The 22,079-nt window shown below is 65.7% G+C and carries 20 protein-coding genes, 1 tRNA gene and 2 pseudogenes; 17 read left to right on the top strand and 6 right to left on the bottom strand.

Annotated elements, in window-relative coordinates; genetic code table 11:
* Positions 1–105 precede the first annotated feature (105 nt).
* From L324_RS07215 to L324_RS43980, 9 genes are all read left to right on the top strand, one after another.
* The gene (locus L324_RS07215) at positions 106–1,806 is read left to right on the top strand and encodes an AMP-binding protein (RefSeq protein ID WP_063624573.1); all 1,701 of its coding nucleotides are present in this window, start codon (positions 106–108) and stop codon (positions 1,804–1,806) included.
* Positions 1,803–2,672: a ferritin gene (locus tag L324_RS07210; RefSeq protein WP_081736223.1), complete on the top strand. Its 870-nt coding sequence runs from the start codon at positions 1,803–1,805 to the stop codon at positions 2,670–2,672. Before L324_RS07215 ends, L324_RS07210 begins: the two co-directional genes overlap by 4 nt.
* Positions 2,669–3,199: a PaaI family thioesterase gene (locus tag L324_RS07205; RefSeq protein WP_037305223.1), complete on the top strand. Its 531-nt coding sequence runs from the start codon at positions 2,669–2,671 to the stop codon at positions 3,197–3,199. Before L324_RS07210 ends, L324_RS07205 begins: the two co-directional genes overlap by 4 nt.
* On the top strand, positions 3,196–3,471 hold the full coding sequence (locus tag L324_RS07200) for an acyl carrier protein (RefSeq protein ID WP_044853120.1): 276 nt from the start codon (positions 3,196–3,198) through the stop codon (positions 3,469–3,471). The genes L324_RS07205 and L324_RS07200 overlap by 4 nt, the downstream gene beginning before the upstream one ends.
* Positions 3,468–4,337 carry an SAM-dependent methyltransferase gene (locus tag L324_RS07195; RefSeq protein ID WP_037305222.1) on the top strand — a complete coding sequence of 290 codons (870 nt, stop codon included), beginning with the start codon at positions 3,468–3,470 and terminating at the stop codon, positions 4,335–4,337. Before L324_RS07200 ends, L324_RS07195 begins: the two co-directional genes overlap by 4 nt.
* The gene (locus tag L324_RS07190) at positions 4,334–5,203 is read left to right on the top strand and encodes an acyl-ACP desaturase (protein ID WP_037305221.1); all 870 of its coding nucleotides are present in this window, start codon (positions 4,334–4,336) and stop codon (positions 5,201–5,203) included. Before L324_RS07195 ends, L324_RS07190 begins: the two co-directional genes overlap by 4 nt.
* 39 nt (positions 5,204–5,242) lie before the next feature.
* Positions 5,243–6,523 carry a cytochrome P450 family protein gene (locus L324_RS07185; protein WP_081736222.1) on the top strand — a complete coding sequence of 427 codons (1,281 nt, stop codon included), beginning with the start codon at positions 5,243–5,245 and terminating at the stop codon, positions 6,521–6,523.
* A gap of 39 nt (positions 6,524–6,562) precedes the next feature.
* Positions 6,563–7,759, top strand: coding sequence for a cytochrome P450 (locus L324_RS07180; protein WP_037305218.1), 1,197 nt, complete (start codon positions 6,563–6,565; stop codon positions 7,757–7,759).
* Positions 7,760–8,111: 352 nt separating this feature from the next.
* Positions 8,112–8,486 carry a hypothetical protein gene (locus L324_RS43980; protein WP_499698305.1) on the top strand — a complete coding sequence of 125 codons (375 nt, stop codon included), beginning with the start codon at positions 8,112–8,114 and terminating at the stop codon, positions 8,484–8,486.
* Between the two features lie 117 nt (positions 8,487–8,603).
* Here L324_RS43980 and L324_RS41420 read toward each other — a convergent pair whose 3' ends face one another.
* Entirely contained in the window at positions 8,604–9,389 is a 786-nt protein-coding gene (locus L324_RS41420) for a helix-turn-helix domain-containing protein (protein WP_081736221.1), read from the bottom strand.
* A 176-nt stretch (positions 9,390–9,565) separates the two neighbouring features.
* Between L324_RS41420 and L324_RS07165 the strand changes: the two genes are divergently transcribed.
* The 4 genes from L324_RS07165 to L324_RS07150 all read left to right on the top strand — a co-directional run bounded on the left by L324_RS07165 (position 9,566) and on the right by L324_RS07150 (position 13,826).
* On the top strand, positions 9,566–9,922 hold the full coding sequence (locus L324_RS07165) for a hypothetical protein (RefSeq protein WP_037305214.1): 357 nt from the start codon (positions 9,566–9,568) through the stop codon (positions 9,920–9,922).
* A 169-nt stretch (positions 9,923–10,091) separates the two neighbouring features.
* Positions 10,092–10,433, top strand: coding sequence for a hypothetical protein (locus tag L324_RS42125; protein WP_152546719.1), 342 nt, complete (start codon positions 10,092–10,094; stop codon positions 10,431–10,433).
* A gap of 1,022 nt (positions 10,434–11,455) precedes the next feature.
* Entirely contained in the window at positions 11,456–12,163 is a 708-nt protein-coding gene (locus L324_RS43975) for a hypothetical protein (RefSeq protein WP_328286136.1), read from the top strand.
* 469 nt (positions 12,164–12,632) lie between these two features.
* Complete coding sequence (locus tag L324_RS07150; protein ID WP_037305453.1) at positions 12,633–13,826, top strand: DUF418 domain-containing protein; 1,194 nt, start codon at positions 12,633–12,635, stop codon at positions 13,824–13,826.
* Between the two features lie 21 nt (positions 13,827–13,847).
* On the opposite strand, the gene L324_RS43460 is transcribed toward L324_RS07150, so the two are convergent.
* Positions 13,848–14,018: a hypothetical protein gene (locus L324_RS43460; protein ID WP_235783429.1), complete on the bottom strand. Its 171-nt coding sequence runs from the start codon at positions 14,016–14,018 to the stop codon at positions 13,848–13,850.
* Positions 14,019–14,348: 330 nt separating this feature from the next.
* On the opposite strand from L324_RS43460, the gene L324_RS07140 reads away from it, so the two are divergent.
* Positions 14,349–14,795 carry a hypothetical protein gene (locus tag L324_RS07140; RefSeq protein WP_037305208.1) on the top strand — a complete coding sequence of 149 codons (447 nt, stop codon included), beginning with the start codon at positions 14,349–14,351 and terminating at the stop codon, positions 14,793–14,795.
* A gap of 308 nt (positions 14,796–15,103) precedes the next feature.
* Here the strand turns inward: L324_RS07140 and L324_RS41415 are convergent, their stop codons facing one another.
* The gene (locus L324_RS41415) at positions 15,104–16,897 is read right to left on the bottom strand and encodes a pentapeptide repeat-containing protein (RefSeq protein WP_161780826.1); all 1,794 of its coding nucleotides are present in this window, start codon (positions 16,895–16,897) and stop codon (positions 15,104–15,106) included.
* A 612-nt stretch (positions 16,898–17,509) separates the two neighbouring features.
* Between L324_RS41415 and L324_RS40815 the strand changes: the two are divergent.
* The 3 genes and pseudogenes from L324_RS40815 to L324_RS40805 form a co-directional block, all read left to right on the top strand.
* A pseudogene (locus L324_RS40815) lies at positions 17,510–18,001 on the top strand (transcriptional regulator); the annotation flags it as partial.
* 8 nt (positions 18,002–18,009) lie between these two features.
* Positions 18,010–18,273 carry a hypothetical protein gene (locus tag L324_RS43455; protein WP_051173712.1) on the top strand — a complete coding sequence of 88 codons (264 nt, stop codon included), beginning with the start codon at positions 18,010–18,012 and terminating at the stop codon, positions 18,271–18,273.
* Positions 18,274–18,706: 433 nt separating this feature from the next.
* Positions 18,707–19,168: a hypothetical protein gene (locus L324_RS40805; RefSeq protein ID WP_051173711.1), complete on the top strand. Its 462-nt coding sequence runs from the start codon at positions 18,707–18,709 to the stop codon at positions 19,166–19,168.
* Positions 19,169–19,455: 287 nt separating this feature from the next.
* On the opposite strand, the gene L324_RS07130 is transcribed toward L324_RS40805, so the two are convergent.
* The 3 genes and pseudogenes from L324_RS07130 to L324_RS07120 all read right to left on the bottom strand — a co-directional run bounded on the left by L324_RS07130 (position 19,456) and on the right by L324_RS07120 (position 22,018).
* Positions 19,456–19,529, bottom strand: a tRNA-Pro gene (locus L324_RS07130).
* Between the two features lie 139 nt (positions 19,530–19,668).
* Positions 19,669–20,836, bottom strand: a pseudogene (locus L324_RS43970) (alginate lyase family protein).
* A gap of 156 nt (positions 20,837–20,992) precedes the next feature.
* Positions 20,993–22,018, bottom strand: coding sequence for a lactonase family protein (locus tag L324_RS07120; protein WP_051173753.1), 1,026 nt, complete (start codon positions 22,016–22,018; stop codon positions 20,993–20,995).
* Between the last annotated feature and the right edge of the window lie 61 nt (positions 22,019–22,079).

The following is a 22,079-nucleotide window of genomic DNA, read 5'->3' as shown; positions in this document are numbered from 1 at the left end:
GGGCCGACTCTATGAATCGCCGCGGTACGGGGTTACGGTGTGGCACCGGTAAACGGAATCCGAGCCGGACTCGCGCATCCATCAATTGCCACCGAGGGAAATTCCATGCGACCTGCTCTGCTGGACGGGAGCACCCTGGAGGAAAGTCTCACGCGGCTGGCGAACGCCACGCCCGGCTCCCGGGCGAGATTCCCCACCGCCGGCGACGAGATCACCGCGGCCGAGCTGGAGCTGGCCGCCACCGCCGCCGCGCACGAGTTCCTGCGCTCCGGGGTACGCCCCGGAGACGTGGTCGGCGTGCTGGTGCCCACCGCCGCCCGTTTCCTCACCACGATCTACGGGCTCTGGCGCGCCGGCGCCGCCATCAGCGTGCTGCCGGTCCAGGCCGGATTCGGGGACGTGCACGGCACCGCTCGACGGCTGTCCCGCATCACCGCGGCCGCGGGGATGCGCCACATCGTGCTGGACGCCGACCACGCGGACCTCGGCGGCGCGCTCGCCGCACTGGGCACCGAGGTGAACCTGCTGCTTCCGCCCGCGCCCGGCGGCACCGGCGAGAAGCGGTCCCTGCCCACCGTCGACCCCGACGCGCTGGCGATCGTGCAGTTCACGTCGGGCAGCACGAGCTTGCCCAAGGGAGTGATGCTGCCGCACCGCACGACCATGGCCGGGCTGCGGGCTTGCGTGGTGTCCGGTGGCTTCAGCCCCGACGACGTGTTCATGCAGTGGGTGCCGACCTTCCACGACATGGGCCTGATCGGCCTTCAGTCGCACTGGCTCAACGGTGCCGACGTGCACGTCTTCGCCCCGACCACGTTCCTGCGGCGGCCAGGCAAGGTGCTGGAGCATTTCGCCGCGCACGGCGGCACGGTGCTGACCGGCCCCAATTTCTCCTACGACTACCTGCTGGACAACGTGCCGCCGGATCAGCTGTCCACTTTGGACCTGTCCCGCTGGCGCCTGGCGTTCAACGGCGCCGAACCGGTGAGCGCGGCCACCGTACGGCGGTTCACCGAGGCACTGGCGCCCAGCGGGGTGGACGCCTCGGTGATGTACCCGGTGTACGGGATGGCCGAGGCCACCCTGTCGATCAGCTTCCCCGATCCCGGTGCCACCGCGCACCTTCGCGCGGTGGACCGCGACGAACTGGCCAGGACGGGCGGCGTGCGCCCGGTGGCGGAAACCGCGCCGGGAGCCAAGCCGGTGGTGTCGGTGGGCCGTCCGGTGCACGGCGTCGACCTGCGCGTCGTGCGCGAGGACGGCTCCGTGGTCGCCGACGGGGCACTCGGGGAGATCCAGATCCGTGGCGATTCGGTGACCACCGGGTACTTCCGCGATCCCGACGCGACCGCCGCCGTCTTCGACCGCGGCTGGTTGCGCACGGGCGACCTCGGCTTCCAGCTCGACGGCGAACTGTATGTCACCGGGCGGCGCAAGGAGATGGTCGTGGTGCACGGCCAGAACTACTTCCCGGACGACGTCGAAACCGTCGCCCGCGAGGTCCCCGGCGTCTACCGCCGTCGCTGCGTGGCCTTCTCCGACACGGACGCCGACGGCGGCGAGCGGATCGGCGTGATCGTGGAGACGGGGGAGGACCCCACCGCGGTGCGTGAGGAGGTCCGCAGGCGGGTCGCCGCCGAACTCGAGCTGGCCCAGGTGGCGGTCTACGCGGTCAAGCCGAGGTGGATCCCCCGGACCACCAGCGGGAAATGGCAACGGGTGCTGGCCGCCCAGCGCGTCACCTCGGGCGACATCGAAGGCATGTCGCCGGCCCCCGCCGGCGCCGACCAAGGAGAACGGGTGTGAACAGCAAGACGACGACCTCGCCTGCCGGGGTTCCGCTGCTCGCCGACGAGCAGATGCACAGTGCCCGGGTCTTCGCGGGCTACCAGCACGCGACCTGGGAGCTGCACCACATCCCGTGGGACGAGTTCCGGCCGGATCTGGTGCTGCCGGAGCACATCGTGTTCGCCAAGGGCGCGATCGTCGGTGAGTCCAATGTGGTCGCCGCCACCCACGGCCTGCTCAACGAGTTCGGCATGGACTACGACTTCTCCCAGTTCGCCTGTATCTGGGGCTACCAGGAGATCCAGCACCACCTGGCCTTCTCGACCTGGTTGCAGCTGGCCGGGCACAGCATCGAGCACCGAACGATCGCCTCGATGCGGGAGGCGTACCCGCCCGGCGTGACCAAGGCGGCCACACTGGCCACCAACGTCATCTGCGAGGTGCTCGCCACCCACGCCTACAAATGCGTCGCCCGCAGCATGAAGGAGCCGGTGCTCGCCGCGATCCTGCGCAAGGCCAGTGGCGACGAGGCACGGCACGCGCGCGAGTTCGTGCACTACACCGCCCAGCAGCTGGCCGCGCGGCCCGAGGAATGCGCGTCGGTGGTGGAGACCCTGTACATCTACATGGGCACCACCCGCGACCTGTACCGCCACCCGGTCAGCCGGTTCAAGGGCAACCTGCCCGAGCTGGCGGACCACGAGACCATCGACGAGATGTTCGCCTACTTCGCCGAAGTCGACGAGGACGGCAGCGAATGGGCCAAGTGCTGTGAGCAGTTGTTCAAGTACTTCTCCGTGCTCACCGGCTACAAGCTGACCAAGATGGCCGACGTCCGGCGCGCCATCGCCGAGGAGTCGATCAAGGCCGAGGTCGCGGTATGAGCCTTGCCGCGCACAGCACCGGTGAGGAGGTCGAGTTCCCCTGGCACGCCGAACCGTCGTTCAACTGCTTCGGCTGCTCCCCGCGTAACCCGGTCGGGCTCAAACTGAAGATGAGGCGGCTGCCGGACGGGGACTACGCGACCGAAACGGTGTTCTCCGCGGACTACGCCTCCTACCCGGGGATCGTGCACGGCGGCATCGTGCACGTGCTTCTCGACGAGGTGATGGGCGACACCCTGGCACTGGTGCACGGGATGCTCGCGTTCTCCGTGACCCTGCGGAGCAAGATGCTGCTGCCGCTGCGGGTCGGCCTGCCGTACCTGACCACGGCGCGGATCACCGGGCGGGGCAACGGGGTGCTGCACACCGAGGCCGAGATCACCGGACCCGACGGCGAAGTGCACGTCATGGCGAGCGGCACCTTCCAGCCGATCCGCGCGGAGCAGGCCAAGAACCTGATGGAGCTGGACGAGGCCACCTTCGGCCGCGTCCGGCATTACTTCGACCATGGAACTGGAGAATCATGACCAGCGAGTCCGTCAGCCGCGAGCAGATCGCCTCGGTCACCACCGAATACCTCGCCACCGAACTGAAGATCCCCGCCGCCGGGATCGCCGGTACCGACGTGCTCAGGGAGCTGCCCGGCGCCGACTCCATGAAGATGCTGCGCGTGGTGTCCAAATTGGAGCGTCGCTGGGACGTGGAGTTCGACGACGAGGCCATCTTCGCGGTGAAGACCGTCGACGAGCTGGTCGTGATGGTGGAGAAGAGTGTCAGCGGGGACCTGGCGGCGTCATGACCGCGCCGACTCCGCAGGAGGCCTACCGGGCGACCAACAAACATTACGAGCTGCCCGCCGAGTTGTTCGAGATCTACCTCGACCGGCGGATGAAGTACAGCGCCGGGCTCTACCCCGACGCGGACACCGACCTGGACCAGGCGCAAACGAACAAGCTGCACTTCGTGGCGAGGCGGCTGGGGCTGCGCGGCGGCGAGCAGTTGCTCGACGTCGGTTGCGGCTGGGGCAGCCTGATCCTGTTCATGGCGAAGGAATACGACTGCCGCGTCACCGGGGTGACCCCGTCCGGCCCACAGGCGGAGTACATCAGGCAGCGGGCGGAGGAGGCCGGTGTCACCGATCTGGTGACCCTGCGGTCCGGCTCGTTCAGCGAACTCGAGATGGCCGGGAGGTTCGACGCGGTCACCATGCTCGGTTCGATCGTGCACATGCCGGACCGGGCACAGGTGCTGCGCAAGGTGCACGGCCTGTTGCGGCGCAACGGATCGCTGTACCTGTCCGAGAGCTGCTTCCGCGACGACGCGACCTACCGGGAGTTCTCCCGGCGGCCGGGCACGGTGCACGTCACCGAGTCCATCTTCGGGTTCGCCGACATGGTGCCGGTCTCGGCGCTCGTGGCGGCGATCGAGTCGGCCGGGTTCAGCCTCACCGGGCTCACCGACCTCACCGCGCACTACCACCGCACCATCGAGCAGTGGGAGGAGCGCGCGCAGGCCGCCTTGGACCGCGTCGAGGAGGTGGCGCCCGGGATGGGCGAACCGCTGATCCGGTACCTGCAGACGGCGAACGCGGGCTGGGGCTACACCACCAAGCACTACGCGCTCAGCGCGCTGAAGTCCCGGATGGGGCCGACGGAGGCACCGTGAACGACCCTTTCGCCGGGCAGGCGACAGCACCGGCACGCCTGACCATCGAGCCCGCGCAGATGCGCGAGCTGACGAAGAAGGCCGTCAGCCGGGCGGGAACCAAGCAGTGGTCCGTCGACGACCTGCCGTGGACCTCCTTGCGGCCGGAGGAACTCACCGACACCGACCGCTCGGTGGTCAAGTTCATCACCTTCATCGAGGATCACATCCCCGGCTACCTGACCTACTTCCTCCAGGCGTTCCCGGTCGCCGACGGGGATCAGGCCATCGAGGAGTTCTGTTTCAACCGGGAGTACTTCCGGTTCCTGATCTCCTGGGCCAACGACGAGGAGCGGCACGCCTCGGTGCTGACCAGGTACCAGATCGAAGCCGGGATCAGCGATCCGGACACGCTGATGTGGGAACTGGCGGAGGAGGGGCGCAAGAAGTTCGCGCTGCCCTACGAGACGCCGGTGCAGGCCTTCACCTACACCCTGGTGCAGGAGAAGGCCACGCAGCTGTTCTACCAGCGGTTCAAGGCCGTCGCCCAAGAGCCGGTGCTGCGCGATCTGCTGCACCGGCTGGCCAGGGACGAGGCACGGCACTTCGCGTTCTACAGCGAACTCGTCGGCGCCTACGTCCGGCGGCACGGGCTGGAGTCGACGGTGCACGACCTCAAAGACGTCCTCGCCACCTTCCGGATGCCGTTGGCGGACACGCTCAACGGGTACTGGCGCTGGTCGATGAAGATCACCGACGCCACCTCGTACGACCACACCGAGGCCTACGAATCGTTGGTGCGCCTGGTCACCGACTTCGCGACGGCAGGCGGCCGGGCCGCCGCGGTGGACCTGACCGAGTTCGTGCACCGGATCCGCGCGATCTGACTCCCGCCCCGACAGCCACCACCGAGGAGAACTCTGGTCATGCCAACACCTTCATGCCCGGCGGGGAAGCCAGGACCGGCCGGTGCGGTGCTCGACATCGCCGACGACGTCGTCATGATCGACGAGAGCTTCACCGACGACCCGTACCCGACATACGCGCTGCTGCGCGCCCGGCGCCCGGTGACCAAGGTGCGGATGGGGATGAGCCCGCCGGTCTGGCTGGTCACCGGATACGAGGACGTTCGCGCCGGGCTGGCCGATTCCCGGCTGGCGAAGGACGCCACGAAACTGGCCCGGATCCTGCGCCGTGCCGCCGGCCTCCCCGAGGACGCCGAAGAGTTCGACATGGGCCTGGACCACCACATGCTGCACTCCGACGGGGCCGAGCACACTCGGCTGCGGAAGCTCGTCAGCAAGGCGTTCACCGGGCGGGCCGCCGCTCTGCTGCGCCCGCGGATCGAGGCGCTGGCCGTCGAACTGGCCGACGCGATGGCGGCCAGGCTCGCGGCCGGGGAGCGATCCGTCGACCTGATCGAGGACTACGCCTTCCCGCTGCCGACGACCGTGATCTGCGAGATCCTCGGTGTCCCCGACGATCGGCGTGCGGAGTTCGGCGGCTGGTCGCGCACCATGCTGTCGACCGCGCCGCCGCACGAGCAACTGGCGGCGAGGGAGGCGATGGGGGAGTACCTCGACAGGCTCGTCGCACGCAAAGTCGCCCATCCCGGCGCGGACATCCTCTCCGAGATCCTGGCCCCGGACGAGAACGCGGACCGCCTCACGCACGCCGAGGCCACCGCGATGGCCTCCCTGCTGCTGGTCGCCGGGCATGAGACGACGGTGAACCTGATCGGCAGCGGAGCGCTCGCGCTGCTGCGCGACCCGGAACAACTGGGGCGGCTGCGGGCGAACCCGGAACTGCTGCCCGGTGCGGTGGAGGAGTTCCTCCGGCTCGAGAGCCCGGTCAACACGGCCACCATGCGGTTCACCGACGAGGAGGTGACCATCGGCGGCACGACGATCCCGGCCGGGGAGATCGTGCTGCTGGCGATCGGTTCGGCGAACCGGGATCCCGGCCGGTTCGAGCGGCCGGACGAGCTGGACATCGAGCGGTCGACCCGCGGCAGCATCGCCTTCGGTCACGGCGTCCACTACTGCCTCGGCGCGGCACTGGGCCGGATCGAGGGCGAAGTCGCCTTCCGCGTGCTGCTCGACCGGTTCCCCCGCCTCACCCTCGCGGTGGAGCCGGGCGAACTGCGCTGGCACAACAGCATCCTCCTCCGCGGACTCGTCGCCCTTCCGGTCACCACGGACGGATGAGCGGGAAGCACGGGCACACCGACACAGGACAGGACGGATATGACCGCGCTCTTCGACCCACGCGATCCCGCGGTGCGGACAGATCCGTACCCCATCTACCGCCGCCTGCGGGAAGCCGATCCCGTGCACCAGTCCCATTTCGGCTACTGGGTGCTCTCTCGCTACGCCGACGTGGACGCCGTGCTGCGCGCTCCGGGGGTCTCCAGCGAGTTCTACCGGAACCAGGTCTGGGCAGAACGCAGGGGCGGACTGGACAGCCCGCTCGTGCGCAGCGTGCGGAACTGGATGCTCATGCTGGACGGGCCGCCGCACCGGCGGATCCGCGGCGTGCTCGGCAAAGTGTTCACCCGTGGCGCCGTCGAGCGGTTGCGGCCGCGCGTGACCGCGGAGGCCGATCGCCTGCTCGACGCCATGGGCGATGGCGAGACCGACCTGATCGAGAGCCTCGCCCTGCCGCTGCCGGTCACCGTGACCTGTGAACTGCTCGGCCTGCCCACCGACAACCGGGTCCAGTGCCGTCAGTGGACCGAACAGATCAGCCGCGTGATCGACCCGTCGATCACCACGGCCGACGTCGCCGAGATGAACCGCGCGGAGACCGAGTTCCGCGAGTACGTCACCGGCGAGCTCGACCGGCGCAGGGCCGCGCCGACCGACGACATCCTGTCCCTGCTCCTGCACACCGAGGTCGACGGCGTGCGCCTGACCGACCACGAGATCGTCGCCAACGTGCTGTTCCTGTTCGTCGCGGGCCACGAGACCACGGTGAACCTGGTCGGCAACGGGGTGCTGGCACTGCTGCGCCACCCCGATCAGCTCCAGCTGCTGCGCGAGAACCCCGAGCTGATGCCGGGCGCCGTCGAGGAGATCACCCGGTACGACGCACCCGTGCAGATCGTCTCCAGGCTCCTGGACGAAGAGGTCGTGCTCGACGACGCGATACTCCCCGCTGGCGCCAAAGTGATGCTGCTGTTCGGGGCGGCGAACCGGGACCCGGCACGGTACAGCCACCCCGAAAGCCTGGACGTGACCCGCACCGGGATCAAGACGCTGGCCTTCAGCGGCGGCCCGCATTACTGCCTCGGCGCCGCCCTCGGCAAGATGGAGACCGCCGTGGTGCTGACGAAACTGCTGCGGCGCTACGGCAAGATGGAGCTGACCGGCGAGGAACTCCGCTGGCGGTCCAACGTGAGCTTCCGCGGCCTCGAGCGGCTCCCGCTCCGGCTCCTCCGCTGATTCCCGCCCTCGTACGGACTTGACGACCCCGGTGGTAACGGGGCGCGGGCCGAGCGAGACTGGAGAGGGGAGCGCGTCGGTGAGGGGTGGCTCCGTATGGGGCTGGCTGTCGGAGGTGTCGGCGGTTGGCTGGTCCAGGCCTTGCCCGATATTTCCGGCAATCTGATCGCGGCGGCGATCGGGGGTGTGCTGGTCTGGGTGGTGACGAACGCGAGGCGGCGCCTCCGGTTGATCCGGGCGCGCAGGTTCTGGCGGGCTTTGGGTGGGCGAGTCGAAGCAGTTGTCGCGGCGTGAGTTGAGTTCGGACCTGGTCCTGATCGGCGGGCCGGAGGCGAATGCGGTCACGAGGACGATGTTGGCGAAGCTGAGCGGAGTGATCTCCTACGCTTTCGTCGAAGACCCTGAGCACGCGGCTGCCGAGGTGCACGATGTGAGCACAGGCCGTGTTTCGGCGCCGCGGTACGACGAGTCAGGTTATCCGGTCAGCGACTATGCCTTGATCATCCGGACGCCGAACCCCTTGGCTCCGGATACGTCGGAGATCGTCATCGTGGCGGGTTGCTGGGAACACGGCACCGCGGCCGCGGCGGAGAAGCTCGGGGACCGGAAGTTCCTCCGCAGGATGAAGAAGATGGAGCACTTCGAGGTTCTCCTCGAGACCACGGTCGTGAACGGTGCCCATTACAACGTCAAGGTCGCCGAAACCCGGCGGATCTCGGCGGATTGACGCCCGGCGGAGGTGACCAGCGGCAATCGGTGACGCGTCTTCCGCGAGCGACATGTGGTGGACTGGCCGGATCACGTTCGCGGATACCTTACGCATCGGCCGAGTGCGTTCACGGGGTCAACGCGGCGAGCAGGGGGCACCTCGCAGGTCGGTATCGCGCATCCAGCCGTAGGTTCGCGCACCGTCGGCAGCCACCAGGACGGGCCGGAAAAGGACATCACCAACGATGGTCGGCTCGACGACGGTGTGGAGTTGAACGATTTCGCCGCCACGTTTGGTCTTCAGGACGGGCTCGGACAGACTTCTCCACACCGGGGCGCTTTCCTTGATGACCAGCGCGCACTCCCGGCCAGGGTTGTTCGCGGCGCTGATACCCCACCACGTCGCCGCAGCGAGCGCGGAAGGAACGACGATGGCGGCCGCCCAACGCCCTCGCCGGACCTTTCGACCAGCTCGGCTTTCCCCGGAGGAGCCGGGCTCCACAGTGGGCTCCGAGGTCGTGGACTGAGCGGCACTGGACCCTTCGCTGTCGACGACTGGGGCCGTCAGCCGTCTGCGCGGCCGGGTCTGCGCTGGCTGCGTTCCGGCGGAGGGAAGTGGGGTAGGCGGTGCCTGCTCGGAGGCCGCGGTGGTGGAGGTTGACGGCCCGGTGTCGAGCTGTTGTCTCAGGGCCAGGAGGTGCGCCCGATCAACGGCGTCGGCCTCGAGCACTCGCAACATGTTCAGCAGCACGTCTCGTGACGGGGGTCGCTTTCCCGCGCAGTAGTCCCCCCAGGCGGTCTTCGATACCAGAGCATGTTCTGCCAGCTCTCGGTACGGCCGGCCACTCACTTTCGTCAGACGAAGTAGATGTGCGCCGAGCTCCACCGCGAGGTCGCGTCTTCGATCGCTCGCTGATGGCATGTCCTGCTTGTCCTCTCGTCCTGTCCTGCTCACTGTTCGCGCTGGTCAGCTCGCTGCTGTGTCCCGGGACGCGGCCCAGGCATTGCTGCCGGCTCTCAGGCGCGATGACGCTTGTGCTCGCACCGCCAAGGTCGGTGCGAGCACCATCCGTCAGTAGTGGAAAGGCAACGACAGCCATGAACAGCAAATTAGCGGCCTCCGCTGTAGGGATCCTGCTCGGTGCGGGTGCCCTGATCGGCACAGCGGCACCCGCGTTCGCCGACAACTCCGCGCGAATCACGGGCGCGCTCGCTGTGTTCACGCCGGGTGGCGACGTCTTCCGGCTCTACGACACTGCCTGCGACGGCGACCCTGTCTACCTCAAGTACTGGATTCACGGACGGGAAACCCGCCACGATCACAGCGGTGGATGTGGTACCCACGCCACCTACAACCTCAACCTCAACCGTGGCGTCCGGGTCGAGTTCCAGGCTTGCCGCAACGTCCGATTCGCCCCCGACAGCTGCTCCGGCAAGGCTACCGCTATCGCCTGACCTGCCCTCGTCCGCCGTCACCGGTGGCGCGGACAGTCACTCCAACACTTCACCGACGTGCGGGTGGCGATCTAATCGCCGCTCGTCGGCGACGCCCCGCAGGTCGGCTTGCGGTACGAGAAATCGCCGAAGAACTTGGCGTTGACCTGAACCAGGTGCACGTATCTCATTGGAGACGTCGCGCGAAGGGCAACGATTTCCTGACATGCAACCACGCGGTTTTGAGCTCGTCCGTGGCGCCGAGTTGAGAAACTGGAGAGCGGCTCGGTATGTCCACGAACTGGTAGGCGCTGATCCAGCGATTCGCGAAATGTCGCCGGTAAGAGTGGCCGTGCACAAGGGAGAACTTCCCTCCGCCTTTCGTGAAATTGACATTGTATCGCGCGATTACCTCATCGTCCGAGAACTGCTGGAGTGTTACGGCGCCGATGTCGACAAGGCCAACGGGGCGGTCGGCGCGCAAATGGAAACCCAGGTACAAGAAGTCGTCGAATTCGAAGTTTATCTTTGAGCATCTGTCGTAAAGTCCATCAACGGAATAGGTGATGACTCGGGCGGTCTCGTCCATGAAGGGTCGGGTCCTCGGTGTTGGCTGGAATCGCGTTTCCGGATGCGGCGAACAGAGAACCACGGGGGGCCTCCCTGTGTCTACCGGCTCGTTGTGCGTGCGGTGACATGTCGACTGTTTGGCCAGAATGGTCATCCTGGTGCCCTTGGGTGGCGCGACAGGACTGTTGAGCTCTTGCTCCTGGCAGTCGGCAGTATGGTCTGCTATCTTGTCGCACTTGCCGCTGAAAAGAATTTGATCTTTCCTTGTCGGTGACGAAGTTTCCGGTAGCGATCCCTTATGGCCCTCTTGGCGGACAATGATTCACGCTATCGGGGTGGAACACTGGTTCGATGCATCGTTTCGGTGTGCACCGGCGGTACCCGGACCGGTTCGGTCGACACCACGGTGAACGACATCGAATTGCCTCTGCGGAACGGCTTGGTTATCTGTTCGACGGATCGCGGTCTGTCCGTGAACCAGGCGGCGATCGAGGTGATGATCACTCCTGACGCGGCGATCCCTGTCGGCCCGACGACAGCGGTCAGGCGGATGCAACCGCGAGGAGCCGGCGCGCGTCCACTGGTGGCGATTGTGTCCCAGATGGCAGACCGGGTGCCAGAGACACGGGCGCGGCGTGTTCGCGGAAACGCCGTATGGACCGGCCGCGCAGGCTCGCGTCGACCCCAGACGGTGCGCCCCCATTCGAGGTACAGTCATATCGGTTTCCGTGGTCACGGGAGTAAATTCGCCTGTCGTACCCCTAGACCTCGGTGACGTGACATATCCGCGAAGATCGCGGTTCAAGATCACGAACCGAGGTCTTTTCGTGTGAACGCGGCGGAGGCCGAAAGGCCGGCCGAGCGCTGTTCGCACAAGTCTGTTCCGCCGGCGCACCGCGCCCAGGCGAGTCATCCCTCACTGTGTTTCGGGAAATGAAGAACATGAGATTTCATCAGAATCCGGTCCGCCGGGGAATTGTCGCCGTGCTGGCAGGAACCCTTGCGGTGCCCGCCTTGTGGGCGGCTAACCCGCTGCCCGCTCACGCTGCCGTCAACTGTGTCGTCAGCCCCGGCGTCACCCAGACCAGTACGGTCGTGACCGGAAGTCCCGGCAACGACACCATCGACTGCGGTGGCACGAACCCCGCGAAGACGATCAACGGCAACGGCGGGAACGACACCATCACCGGCTCGGACTTCGACGACACGGTCAACGGCGGCGACGGCAACGACACCATCACCGGGGGTACCGGCGGCGATACCCTCGCGGGCGGGCTGGACATCGACACCATCTCCGGCAGCGCGGGCAACGACACCCTCATCGGCGCCTCCAACGACGGCAGCCAGGACAGCCTCGACGGCGGCGACGGCATCGACACCTGTCAAGGGCCCCCGCCCGACCTCGACATCCACGCCAGCTGCGAGAACACGAGCACGCCACCGACATCGGGCCCGGGCTCGAGTACGGGAAACGCGACGGAACTGTGCAACGCGACCGGCGGAGTCTTGTCCCTCACCGTCAACCCGGTGGGCTACGTCTGCGTGTTCAACCCCCTCAACCCGGCCAACCGCCGAGTCGAGGAAGCCGCCCGCATCTGCACCGGGGCCAACGGGACGTTCGTGAACCTGATCCCCTTGAGCTACGCCTGCCTCCTACCTGCCGCTTCACAAGCCATCTCGGCCATCAGATGACCCGGTCAGGCGGTACAGGATGGGCATCCTGAAAGGAGGACTGGCCTGGGAGCTGAGGTTCCAGACCAAACCTGGGCCCGGCGGTCTGATGGGCAGGGCCACGAAGGTGGATCACCGTCGCGGTCCTGCATGCGGTCGGGACGGCACCGCGACACTGCCTCTCCCGCATGTCCTGTAGTCCTTTGGATCGAGACGAACGACCAACGAAAGGACGACAGTCAGTCAGACCAGTCGGCAGCACGCGATCTACGGTTCGTGACCGGATCACACCCCGCCTCCTCAAAAGCCAGGACGCGGGCGCGCGGTAGGATAGTCTTTCACCCAAACGGGTTGCCGTTCCCGCACTAAGGGTCCTCTGACCGAAACCTGGCAGCGAAGGTGACGCCGGCCGGACTGCTACCAAGTGACCAGGACAAGATCGTTCCAATGACGGACGAGGCCCGCCGCGGGCGGTGGCATGCTCGACGACATGATCCACCGGACAGCGGCCACCGCCGCGCAGCACTCTCGTAGTGGGCGGATTTCTTCCCTGGATCTACTCCGAGGGGTGGCGATTCTCGGCACCTTCGGGACCAACGTGTTCCTTTTCGCGCATCCCGGCGGGCCCTTGGGTTTCTTCCAGGACTTCGTCAGTACCGCGAACGGCTTCGCGGAGCACGTCGAAGTCGGACTTCGCACGCTGAGCAACGGCAAGTTCCTCGCGCTGCTCACGATCCTGTTCGGTGTCGGCCTCGAGTTGCAGTACCAGTCCGCCCGGCGTCGCGGTGTTTCCTGGCCGGGCCGGTATCCACTCCGGGCGGGAATCCTCTTCATGGAAGGGGTCGCGCACTACCTGCTCGTCTTCGAAGCCGACGTGCTCATGGCCTACGGGCTCACTTCGCTGCTCGTCGCGTACCTCATCGGCCGGAGCGGTCGGGTCGTCCGCAATGTCGTCGTGGCGGTGGGCGCGGTGTACGCCACGCTGATCCTCGCCGTGACCGCGTTGCTCGTGGCAGGACCGGGTATTTCCGGCACGCCTGCCCAGGTCGATCCCACCACGACGGCCAGCTGGCCCGCGCAGGTCAGCGTCCGCTTCACCGATTTCCTGATGCTGCGGGCGGAAACCGTCCTGATCGTGCCCTCCGCCGTCGTCCTGTTCCTGCTCGGTTCCCGCCTGCGGAGGGCCGGTGTCTTCGAAGACACCGAGAAGGGCGCGAAGCTTCGTGCGCGTCTGCTCGTCCTGGGCTTCGCCGTCGGACTGCCCCTGAACGTACTGACCGGATTCGGCGGCCCGGACTGGTTCCTCGTCGACAGGTACTTGCTGCCGCCGCTGGTCGCACTGGGCCTGCTCGCTCTGGTCACCCATCTCTCCCTTCGGATGCGGGAAAAGCCGGGGTTTGTCCGAAGTGGACTGATCGCGGTCGGTCGAACCTCTCTCTCCTGCTATGTACTCCAGAACGTGCTGGCCGGTTTCCTCTGCTATGGCTGGGGTCTGGGGCTCGCCGAGAGGTTCGCGGACGCCCGTCCATGGTGGATCGTCGGCCTCTGGACCTTCGTCGGACTGGTGGACGTCGCGTTCGCCCTCTTGTGGCTTCGACGGTTCGACCGCGGCCCCCTCGAACTGCTGATGCATCGTCTCTACGCCCCGCGGCGGACGTCGCGCGCCTCAAGACCGACTCAGTAAAACTCGAATCGCCACTCACGACTACCAGAGCGTGGACGGTCCTGAGACAACCCAACCGTCGTCGACAGGCTTGACCCAGAAACCCAAGGCCACGTCGATCGTCTGCTCGCGGAAGGTGATCTCGACGTAGAGATTGCTCCCGGAGTCACCCCAGGCGAAGTTCCTCAAGGCGAGTCCGCGGAGCCAGGACAAGTCGCGTTTCCACTCGTCGGCAGCGGGCTCCGTATCGAGGCTCGCGCCGACGGAACCTGACCAGAGCGATTTGAGCACGTGCTTGACGGACGTGTGATCGACGAGTTGCTCGGCCTCGGGCGTCTTCCCGTCCCGCAGGAGGCCGAAGTAGCGGCGAACGACGGCTTCGACGTCGGTCTTGGCAGGCGGCTCCGTCCAGATCTTTACCGTCGAGACACTAGAGCGTGATCGCCGCGATGCGACGAAGGACGGGATCGGCCGCGACGTACAATCGCGACGGGGGCGAAGCGCCAGGCCGAGATTCTGGCACCGGGTGAAGGAGGGGCCAGGATGTTCTTCGGTTCCAAGAAGAAGCTCGACGATCTGATGGCGCAGCTCAGGCCCGACCTGAGCCGGGAATCGCTCGGTGTCGGGCCCGCCTTCCCGGGCATCGCCCCGAACCCGCTCCTGAGCAGGGATGCGTGGAAGCGCAACGCGGAACTGCGTACGGGGGCGCTCGCTCTCGGCGTTCTTGTCGACTGGCGGGAGGTCAGCAGCGACGGCAGTCCCCGCGTGGTCCTGATGTTGGACGTGGAGACCGCCGGCGGCATCTCGTTCCGCGGTATCGCGGACGAAGACCTCACGATCACCGAGCTCACCCGGCTCGCCCCAGGACAGACGTTGCCCGTGCGCTACCGGCCGGCCGTCATGGACCACTACGTCGCGCTTGCCCGGGACGCGAACCCTGGCCAGGTGCGGCGGCTCTCTGAGGAGATCGCGAGCCGCAAACGGACCTGAGGCGGAGCCGTTGGCCGGGTGCGGCTTGCGGTCGGCTGGTCAGCCGCGTCCTCGGAGTGACGCCATAATGAAAGAGCCGCTTGGCTTGAACGAAAGTTCAAGCCAAGCGGCTCTCTCGTTCCGGTCGGGCTGACAGGATTCGAACCTGCGACCCCTTGACCCCCAGGAGTATTGGGGGCCTCTGAACTGCGACAACGGCGAGATGGGGGTGTTGCTCGCGATGCGCCGACGAGCCTGTTTCGACGCTGTCGCTGTAGTTGTGGTCCACAGTTGGTCCACTGAGCCCCGAGCCCAAAGATCAGCAGGACTCAGCGTTTGACACGGGCACGGATGGCGAGCACGGCGAATGCAAGCAGGACTGGTCCAAGGAATCTTGCAGCCATCACGGTCCAGGTTCCTGCTGTGGCGAGTTTCTGGCCGGCGTCGCGGAATACGACCGCGCCGAGCGCGATACGGGAGGCGTTGCCCGCGCGACTCCAGGTCCACCGTTCCCCGCTCGGAGGTAGGACGGCTGGCGAATCGGTTGTGGTCGTCACCGTCTCGCTGAGGCCTCCAGCACCTACCTTCGTGCTCGCAACGGACTGCGAGGTTGGACCAGACCCAGGCAACCCGCATCCGATTAGCAACGCGGTGACGGCGACGAGGAGAACAGTGAGTGCGGCAAACGCACGAGAGGCGCGCTGGCCGTAGCCAGAGATCAACCAATAGACCCATAAGATGGATCGCTCAGCGCGAGACGTGCTAGGAGCGTGACGACGTGCCTCCTGCTCACCATAGTAGAAATCTCCTGCGCCGGCCTCGTTCTTGCCGTCTTCCAAGGCCTTGCGCAGCGATCGATACAAAGCGGCTAGTCGTTCCGCACCGACGTGCTCGTTCCGGTCTGCTGAGGGATCGCTAGGCGCACCTGCGTGCCAACCGACCTGACGTTTGAGATCAGCACGCCAGGGGTGCTCTTCAAATAGCACCTGCCGTGAGGAGCGCCACCGGCTACGCGGAGGCCGCGGGAATGGGGTGTCGCCTTCGATGTGAAGTTTGTCGAGATGGTGCGCGCCAGCGAACCTGCACCAGCGAAGGTCAACATCGGTGAGTGCGAGTTCAGTAACATCAGTTCCGCGCAACGAGGTTACAACAGGACGGTGGTCGACAGAACCAAATGGCTGTCGCCACGACGAAATCAGATCATCTGATGCTCGTACTATCTCCGGTGTGCCACCTGACGTTATCTTTCTGAATCTGGTGACTGAAGTGGACAACGAGGAGGCTGAACCAAAGAACACTTGCGAAAGATCAACCTGACCGTATCTGACGCGCATCTCAACGCCATCGGAAAACCTCGTCCGTGTACACGATATCTTCCCGGATTCAACCTCAATGACAACGAGCTTGTTGAACGATGCCTGTTGCAGGCTCACATGGTTGGCAATCAACGGCCCCAGCCACTCAAGCTTCTCAAACTTCGATCTGTCAAACACCGCCTCCCCGAATGTTGCCCTGTTGAACCTGGCGTCTCCGCTGAATGTCGCATCATAGAAGTAGGCTCTCTCGGCAAAGTTTCCGCAGTGAAAGGTGACATCCTCAGTGAAGGTCACTCCGCTGAAATGGGAATTCGTTGCAAATTTTGTGCGGCCAAATAGGGCGTCCTTGATGAAGGTCGAATCGGCAAAATCGGCGGTATCGGCGAAAGTTGCACCATGAAAGAGGGCTCGTTCAGTGAATGTAGCGCGACGGAAGTACGCTTGTCCGATAAATGACGCGTCAGAAAAATCGCTTTCGTTGTTAAATTTGGCGTTGCGAAAGTCGGCCTCGCCATGAAACTTTGTTCTGCGAAATTCGGTGTGGTCGTTGAACGTCGTGCCGTCAAAGTCGACTTCGGCAGTGAACGTCGCATCGTGAAAGTTGCCGTTGCCAGCTAAGGTTGCGTTGGCGAATGAGGTGCGGCCGGTGAATGTCGCACCTTGGAAGTCGGCGGTTCTGGTGAACTTCGTGCTCCGGAAATTGGCGTTACTGAATTTCGGACGTGCTTCTGGGACGGGTGTAAAAGTAGCCCGGATGCGCTCCATTAATGTGGAGTCAATTGTCGTACCGCGGGCGTCGAGGGCCATCCCGGGTCCGAGTTGCTTGAGGCGAGCATCGAGGCCATCCGGGCGGAGATGCGCCAAGCACAGATCAGTCCCTGGGACCTGTACGCCCGTACACCTTCCTCCCGTCGTCGCAAGCTCGATCCTGCAACGTTGCCAATCGATGTCGCTCGACATGCACCATAAGTAGCCAGAGTGGTCGCCGCTGTTACACGGCCACTTCGGCCAGGCGCCGACTGGAGCGCTCTCCGCCTCAGGCTCTCGCCGTGACCGCCATAGAACCTCATGTTTCCGCCCGAGAGACGTCGTCGCCCGAACTGGTGACCTGAATTGAGCGCAAGCACCAGAGGTGTCGTGCTTGATGTCGCTGGTAACGGGCACGTGGATCGATGGGGAGCTGCACGTCGACGTCGTCTGCCCATCGGCTGCTGTCGACTCCTTGAGAAGGAGGTCGTGTGTCGACAGACGACCCCGGGCCCCAGGCGGGTTGCTAAGCCCATCCACGAAAGGTCGGCGAGCACGCAGAGTAGCGCTGATTGAGGAGATCCGGCCGCTGGTGGCGAGTCGTCTGGACGCGGCTGGTGCTGATCCGATAGCCCGGCTGTTCACGGGGGCCGCGCGGTGGGTACGTGACAACAGCAACTGGTGGAAGGTGCCTGGTCGAGCTACCAGAAAGGCGACCTCGGAAGGGTCGTCACGGCGCTGCCTGGGCTGATCAAGACCACCCAGGCGATGGAGGCGGCTTCGGCTGGCGATGCCGGCTATAGGCGGGCCTGCGCGGCCATCTCGGCGCCGGTGCGCCACCTGGCCGGGACCACGTTGAGCAAGATCGGTGAAGCGGACCTCGCCTGGATTGCGGCCGAACGCGCGATGCAGGCGGCAGACGACTCCGATGATCCGCTGGTCCTGGCCTCGTCCGGTATGCACGCGCTCCTGGCCGTGGGCCGGTTCGATGACGCGCTTGAGCTGGGCGATGTCGCAGCGAAGTGGCTCCTCCCGAGGACGGCCGAAGGCGACCCGGCAGCGCTGAGCCTCTACGGGATGCTCTATTTCCGTACCGCTGTCGCGGCGGCGCGACACCAGGACCGGACCACCGCGAACGACCTCCTCGGGCACGCGAGTGCAGCCGGTCGACGGTGAAGAACAGCATCGCGGTGCTGGTCAGAGTGATGGAGCAGGCCCTTCGGGACGGCATCATCGACCGGAATCCCGCCCGGGTGACTGGCTGGCAGCAGGAGTACAAGCGCGCTGAGGACGAGTTGGACGATCCGCGGTCGTTGGCGCTGCCTGACTGGATCTCGTCCCCGATCCGGGCCGCTGTACAGGCAGCGAACAGCACCACGTCACCCCATCCCGGTACCCCGACGACCGCGCCACCAGGGCGTCCGCCAGCGTCGTGAGCGGGTGTTGCTGACGAAACACTTGCGGTCGCCGCAGCGCGAGCGACTTCGTGCTGTGTAACACGAGCAGGCTATCGACAGACTTTATAGCTGACGGCAGCTAATAATAGGACGTGGCGCTATGTCTCTTGGTGTTGTAGCTCTGAGTAAGGGAGTCCAGTCTCAGATTGACGTGACGAGGCGCCGATACGTCACAAGCATCAATAACGTGCGATGCGAGGCTATCCCGCCGGTGGTAGCTCCCGGGTTGAAGCAACAAGGGGACGGCTCGGAGGAGATCGGCAAAGTCATCGCGCCGCCCGGGTACGATTGGCCAGAGAATGACTGGTGGGGCAACAGTTGGGGTGCTGATGCTGTGTCTATTAGGGCTTTCGGATTGATTCTTACGGAAGTAGATGAGTCAGCCTCAGATCATATAGCCCGTACTGATGGCATGATCGACGAATGGGCTACTCTTCTCCATGACTGGCTGTCCGCATTGGCTGGCGTGCCAATCGAGGTCATATCCAGCTTCACCGCCGAGGTGATCTGGCAAGGTCAGCGGTTCGGGAACATTGAGTCATATATCGGCCGAAGTATTCGAGTGAACGACCCGAAGCCTGTGACGGCGGAACAATGGCAGTACGCGTTCTCGCGCGCGGGGGAAGGCGAGGAGCCGCCGATAGCGCGCGTTCTGCTCGTTAACGCGTTGAGCGCATTGTCGGCGCGGTCTTGGCGAGCGGCGGTCGTGGATGCCGCGACGGCGGCCGAGGTTGCACTTGCGGCGGGTATAAGGGACAAGGTGCAAGGGGAGGCATCCGAAGCTGTTACCGATGCGCTCCTGGGACGTGGACGAATGCTCGGTCAGATGGTCGAACTGGCCGAGACTTACGCCTTGAGGTCCCTGCCCAGATAACTGATGACCTCGTCAAGCCTCGCAAGATTGTCCTGCATCGGGGCGGTCGAGCAACTGAGGATGAGGCTAAACGTGCCTGTCTCGTCGCGGCAGACGTGGTGGGCAAGTATGTCTCGCTGCCGAGCGATGCGCCGCAGTGAGCTGACGATGGCAAGCGGTGATGGGCGTAGCTGGTCCCCACGTGGTCCCCGGTTACGGCCTGGCCGAGGAGGTCAAGATCAAAAAGGTGATAAATGAAAGCCGCTTGGCTTGGGCTTTCACCCAAGCCAAGCGGCTCTCTTGTCCGGTCGGGCTGACAGGATTCGAACCTGCGACCCCTTGACCCCCAGTCAAGTGCGCTACCAAACTGCGCCACAGCCCGGACCCGCGCTCCGTGGAGTGCGATGTGAGTACTTTAGCGGGTCCGGAAGTGGGGCCTGCAACCAGGGGTCACTGTGTGTCTGAGCTGCGAAAACGGTCCGTGAGGGCCGCCCTGCCGCGATCGGGCGGCCCGCACGGGGTCACTGTGGGTTGTCCGCGTGCGTGAGGGTCTGCCAGGCGACGAAGAGGGCGTTGGTGCCCGCCGGGCGCTGGCGCAGGGTGAGGGCCTCGGTGTTGCTCATGGTGTACCCGAGGCGGGTGTGGAGGTGGTTGTAGCCGACTTCGGTGACCGGGCCGAGGCCGAGCTTCAGGTTGCCGCCGCACAGCCATGACGGGACGGCCGCGCCCAGCTGGTACTTCGCGTGGAAGCCGAGGCCTTCGCGGAGGCGGTCGGCGATCTCCGGGTACAGGTCCTGGCCCTGGATGCGGGTGGTCTCGGCGAAGTTCGCGATGGCGGCGAGGCCGTATCCGGTGTGGGTGAAGTCGCGGCAGGTCTCCTGCGAGAGGCCGTTGACGAACGTCGTCTGGCCCTGCCAGTACTTCACGATCTCGTCCCGGGTGTCCAGGCCGCTGCCGGGCGCGGTCTTCGGGAGGGTTCCGTCGCTGGTCAGGTAGAGGTAGGCGGGGACACGGGTGCGGAACTTCGCGACGGCCTTGTCGTAGGTCGCCTTGTCGTCGAGGAAGACCGCGATGCCGAGCGCGGCCTCGGTCATGCTGAGTTCCCAGTTCCCGTTGCTGTGGCTGCCGTTGATCACCTCGGGCAGGTACGTTCCGCAGCATGGTGCCGAAGCGGCCGGAGTTCGGCCAGCTGGGGTAGGTGTGCTTGATGATCTCGGCCGCGCGGGGCCACGAGGAGGCCGACCACGCCGATTGCAGGGGAGCGTTGCTGTTCGTGTGATCCTTCAGGACCGCGGACCAGGCGTCCATGATCTCGATCGCCTTGGTCGCGTATTTCGCGTCGCGGCTGATGTACCAGGCGAGGGAAAGGGAATACGCGGCGATCGCGTCTTGCCGTTCATCGGTACAGCCGAGGTTCGGATTGGAATAGGGGCCGCATTCGACGACGGCACGCGGTTTCGGTGAACGGGACAAAGACGCGTAGGGACTTGACATCATCGCGTCGTAAGCTTGTTTCCACGGTTGCGCGCCGGCTTGGACCTTGGTGCGCACGAAGTCGAGTTGGGGGCGGCTGACCAGTACGCCGGGGTGGGTGAAGACGGCGGGGGCAGCCTGGGCCGGGGCGCTGAACAGGCCCAGTGCCAACGGGACGAGCGTGGTCAGGGCGAGCAGTTTCCTCGGTAGGGACATGGTTCTCCTCGGGCGGGTGTGAGCCAGGTCACCGGCGGCGTGCGATTCAGTGTCGTGGTCTGAACCAGTTGGGTCAAGACCTTAATTCGCCCCGAAAAGAAAGAGGTGTCCCGTTGTTCAGCGGGCTGAACAAAAGCGTTCAGCCCGCTGAACGAATCAGTGCGGCCACGGGGCCACGAAGGCCGGGCTTCCGATCGGATAACTGCCGACAAGGCGCCACGTCGCGCGTTCGTAGGCTTGGATCATGTCGTCGCGCTGCGACGCGACATAACAATGGTCGCCGACGAGGGAGAAATGCCGCGGCCATGCCCCGACGCCGTGATCGGCGACGGCCGCCGGGAGGTCGCCGTCGAAGGCGAACTCGGTGATCGTCTCGGGGCCCCGGTTCGACAGGAACAGCCGATCGTCGTGCAGTTCGAGGTGTCCGGGAAAGTTCTCGCCGCTGGGCCGCAGCGTCGCGGGGACCGAGCCCTCAACGGTGAACGTGCCCGGCGGTTCCTCGCGCACCGTCACCAGTGTGGCGGCCAACTCTCCGACGACGTACGCGTGGCCGGTGCCGGGGCGCCGGACCAGCTGCCGCGGGCCGGTGCCGCCGGGCAGCGCCGACACCGAGACCGGGATCAGCTCGCCTTCCTCGCCGATGCGGTAACTGCGGATCTCGTCGGTGCCCAGGTCGACCGCGCTGACGAGGGTGCCCGTCTCGTCCACCACGGCCATGTGCACGTGTGCGGCTTCTTGCCGCTCGGGGTCGGGCCCGGTGCCTTCGTGCCCCACCAGCGCCGTGCGCACGGTCGGCACGCCGTCCGGGCCGAGCGCGAAAGCGGCCAGGCTCCCGCCGCTGTAGTTGGCGCACAGCAGGTACCGGCCATCGGGGGTGACCGCCAGATGACACGGATCCGCCCCGCCGGTCGGCAGCGAGTTCAACACCTCCAGTGTGCCGTCCTCGGCGACCGCCACGGCGGTGATCGCGCCTTCGGCCGTCTCGTTCACGGCGTAAAGCACCGGCAGGGTGGGATGCGGGGTCAGCCAGCTCGGCGAGTCCAGTTCGAGCGAGCCCGCCGGGGTCAGTTCCCCGGTGAGGCCGTCGCGCCAGAAGGTTCCGATGCCTTCGCCGTTGCCGTCGCTGGCGGCGGTGTAGGAGCCGACGATGAGCAGAGTCCGGTCGTCGTTCGCAGAAGTCACGAGGCACACTGTGCAGCAAACCGAGGAATCCGTGAAGGCCTCCTTGCCTACCCTCAAGGTA

Origin of the sequence: Amycolatopsis orientalis DSM 40040 = KCTC 9412 (genome assembly GCF_000478275.1) — a bacterium.
Lineage (GTDB): Bacteria > Actinomycetota > Actinomycetes > Mycobacteriales > Pseudonocardiaceae > Amycolatopsis > Amycolatopsis orientalis.
The sequence above is the reverse complement of the archived record's forward strand: the minus strand, read 5'-3'. Positions and strand labels throughout refer to the sequence as shown.

Bases quoted from the DNA above. Each gene is read 5' to 3' on its own strand.
- L324_RS07185 (WP_081736222.1), top strand. From the start codon at position 5,243: ATGCCAACACCTTCATGCCCGGCGGGGAAGCCAGGACCGGCCGGTGCG.
- L324_RS07195 (WP_037305222.1), top strand. From the start codon at position 3,468: ATGACCGCGCCGACTCCGCAGGAGGCCTACCGGGCGACCAACAAACAT.
- L324_RS07215 (WP_063624573.1), top strand. From the start codon at position 106: ATGCGACCTGCTCTGCTGGACGGGAGCACCCTGGAGGAAAGTCTCACG.
- L324_RS07165 (WP_037305214.1), top strand. From the start codon at position 9,566: ATGAACAGCAAATTAGCGGCCTCCGCTGTAGGGATCCTGCTCGGTGCG.
- L324_RS07205 (WP_037305223.1), top strand. From the start codon at position 2,669: ATGAGCCTTGCCGCGCACAGCACCGGTGAGGAGGTCGAGTTCCCCTGG.
- L324_RS07150 (WP_037305453.1), top strand. From the start codon at position 12,633: ATGATCCACCGGACAGCGGCCACCGCCGCGCAGCACTCTCGTAGTGGG.
- L324_RS40805 (WP_051173711.1), top strand. From the start codon at position 18,707: ATGATCGACGAATGGGCTACTCTTCTCCATGACTGGCTGTCCGCATTG.
- L324_RS41420 (WP_081736221.1), bottom strand. From the start codon at position 9,389: ATGCCATCAGCGAGCGATCGAAGACGCGACCTCGCGGTGGAGCTCGGC.
- L324_RS07140 (WP_037305208.1), top strand. From the start codon at position 14,349: ATGTTCTTCGGTTCCAAGAAGAAGCTCGACGATCTGATGGCGCAGCTC.
- L324_RS07180 (WP_037305218.1), top strand. From the start codon at position 6,563: ATGACCGCGCTCTTCGACCCACGCGATCCCGCGGTGCGGACAGATCCG.
- L324_RS07200 (WP_044853120.1), top strand. From the start codon at position 3,196: ATGACCAGCGAGTCCGTCAGCCGCGAGCAGATCGCCTCGGTCACCACC.
- L324_RS43980 (WP_499698305.1), top strand. From the start codon at position 8,112: ATGTTGGCGAAGCTGAGCGGAGTGATCTCCTACGCTTTCGTCGAAGAC.
- L324_RS41415 (WP_161780826.1), bottom strand. From the start codon at position 16,897: ATGGCCCTCGACGCCCGCGGTACGACAATTGACTCCACATTAATGGAG.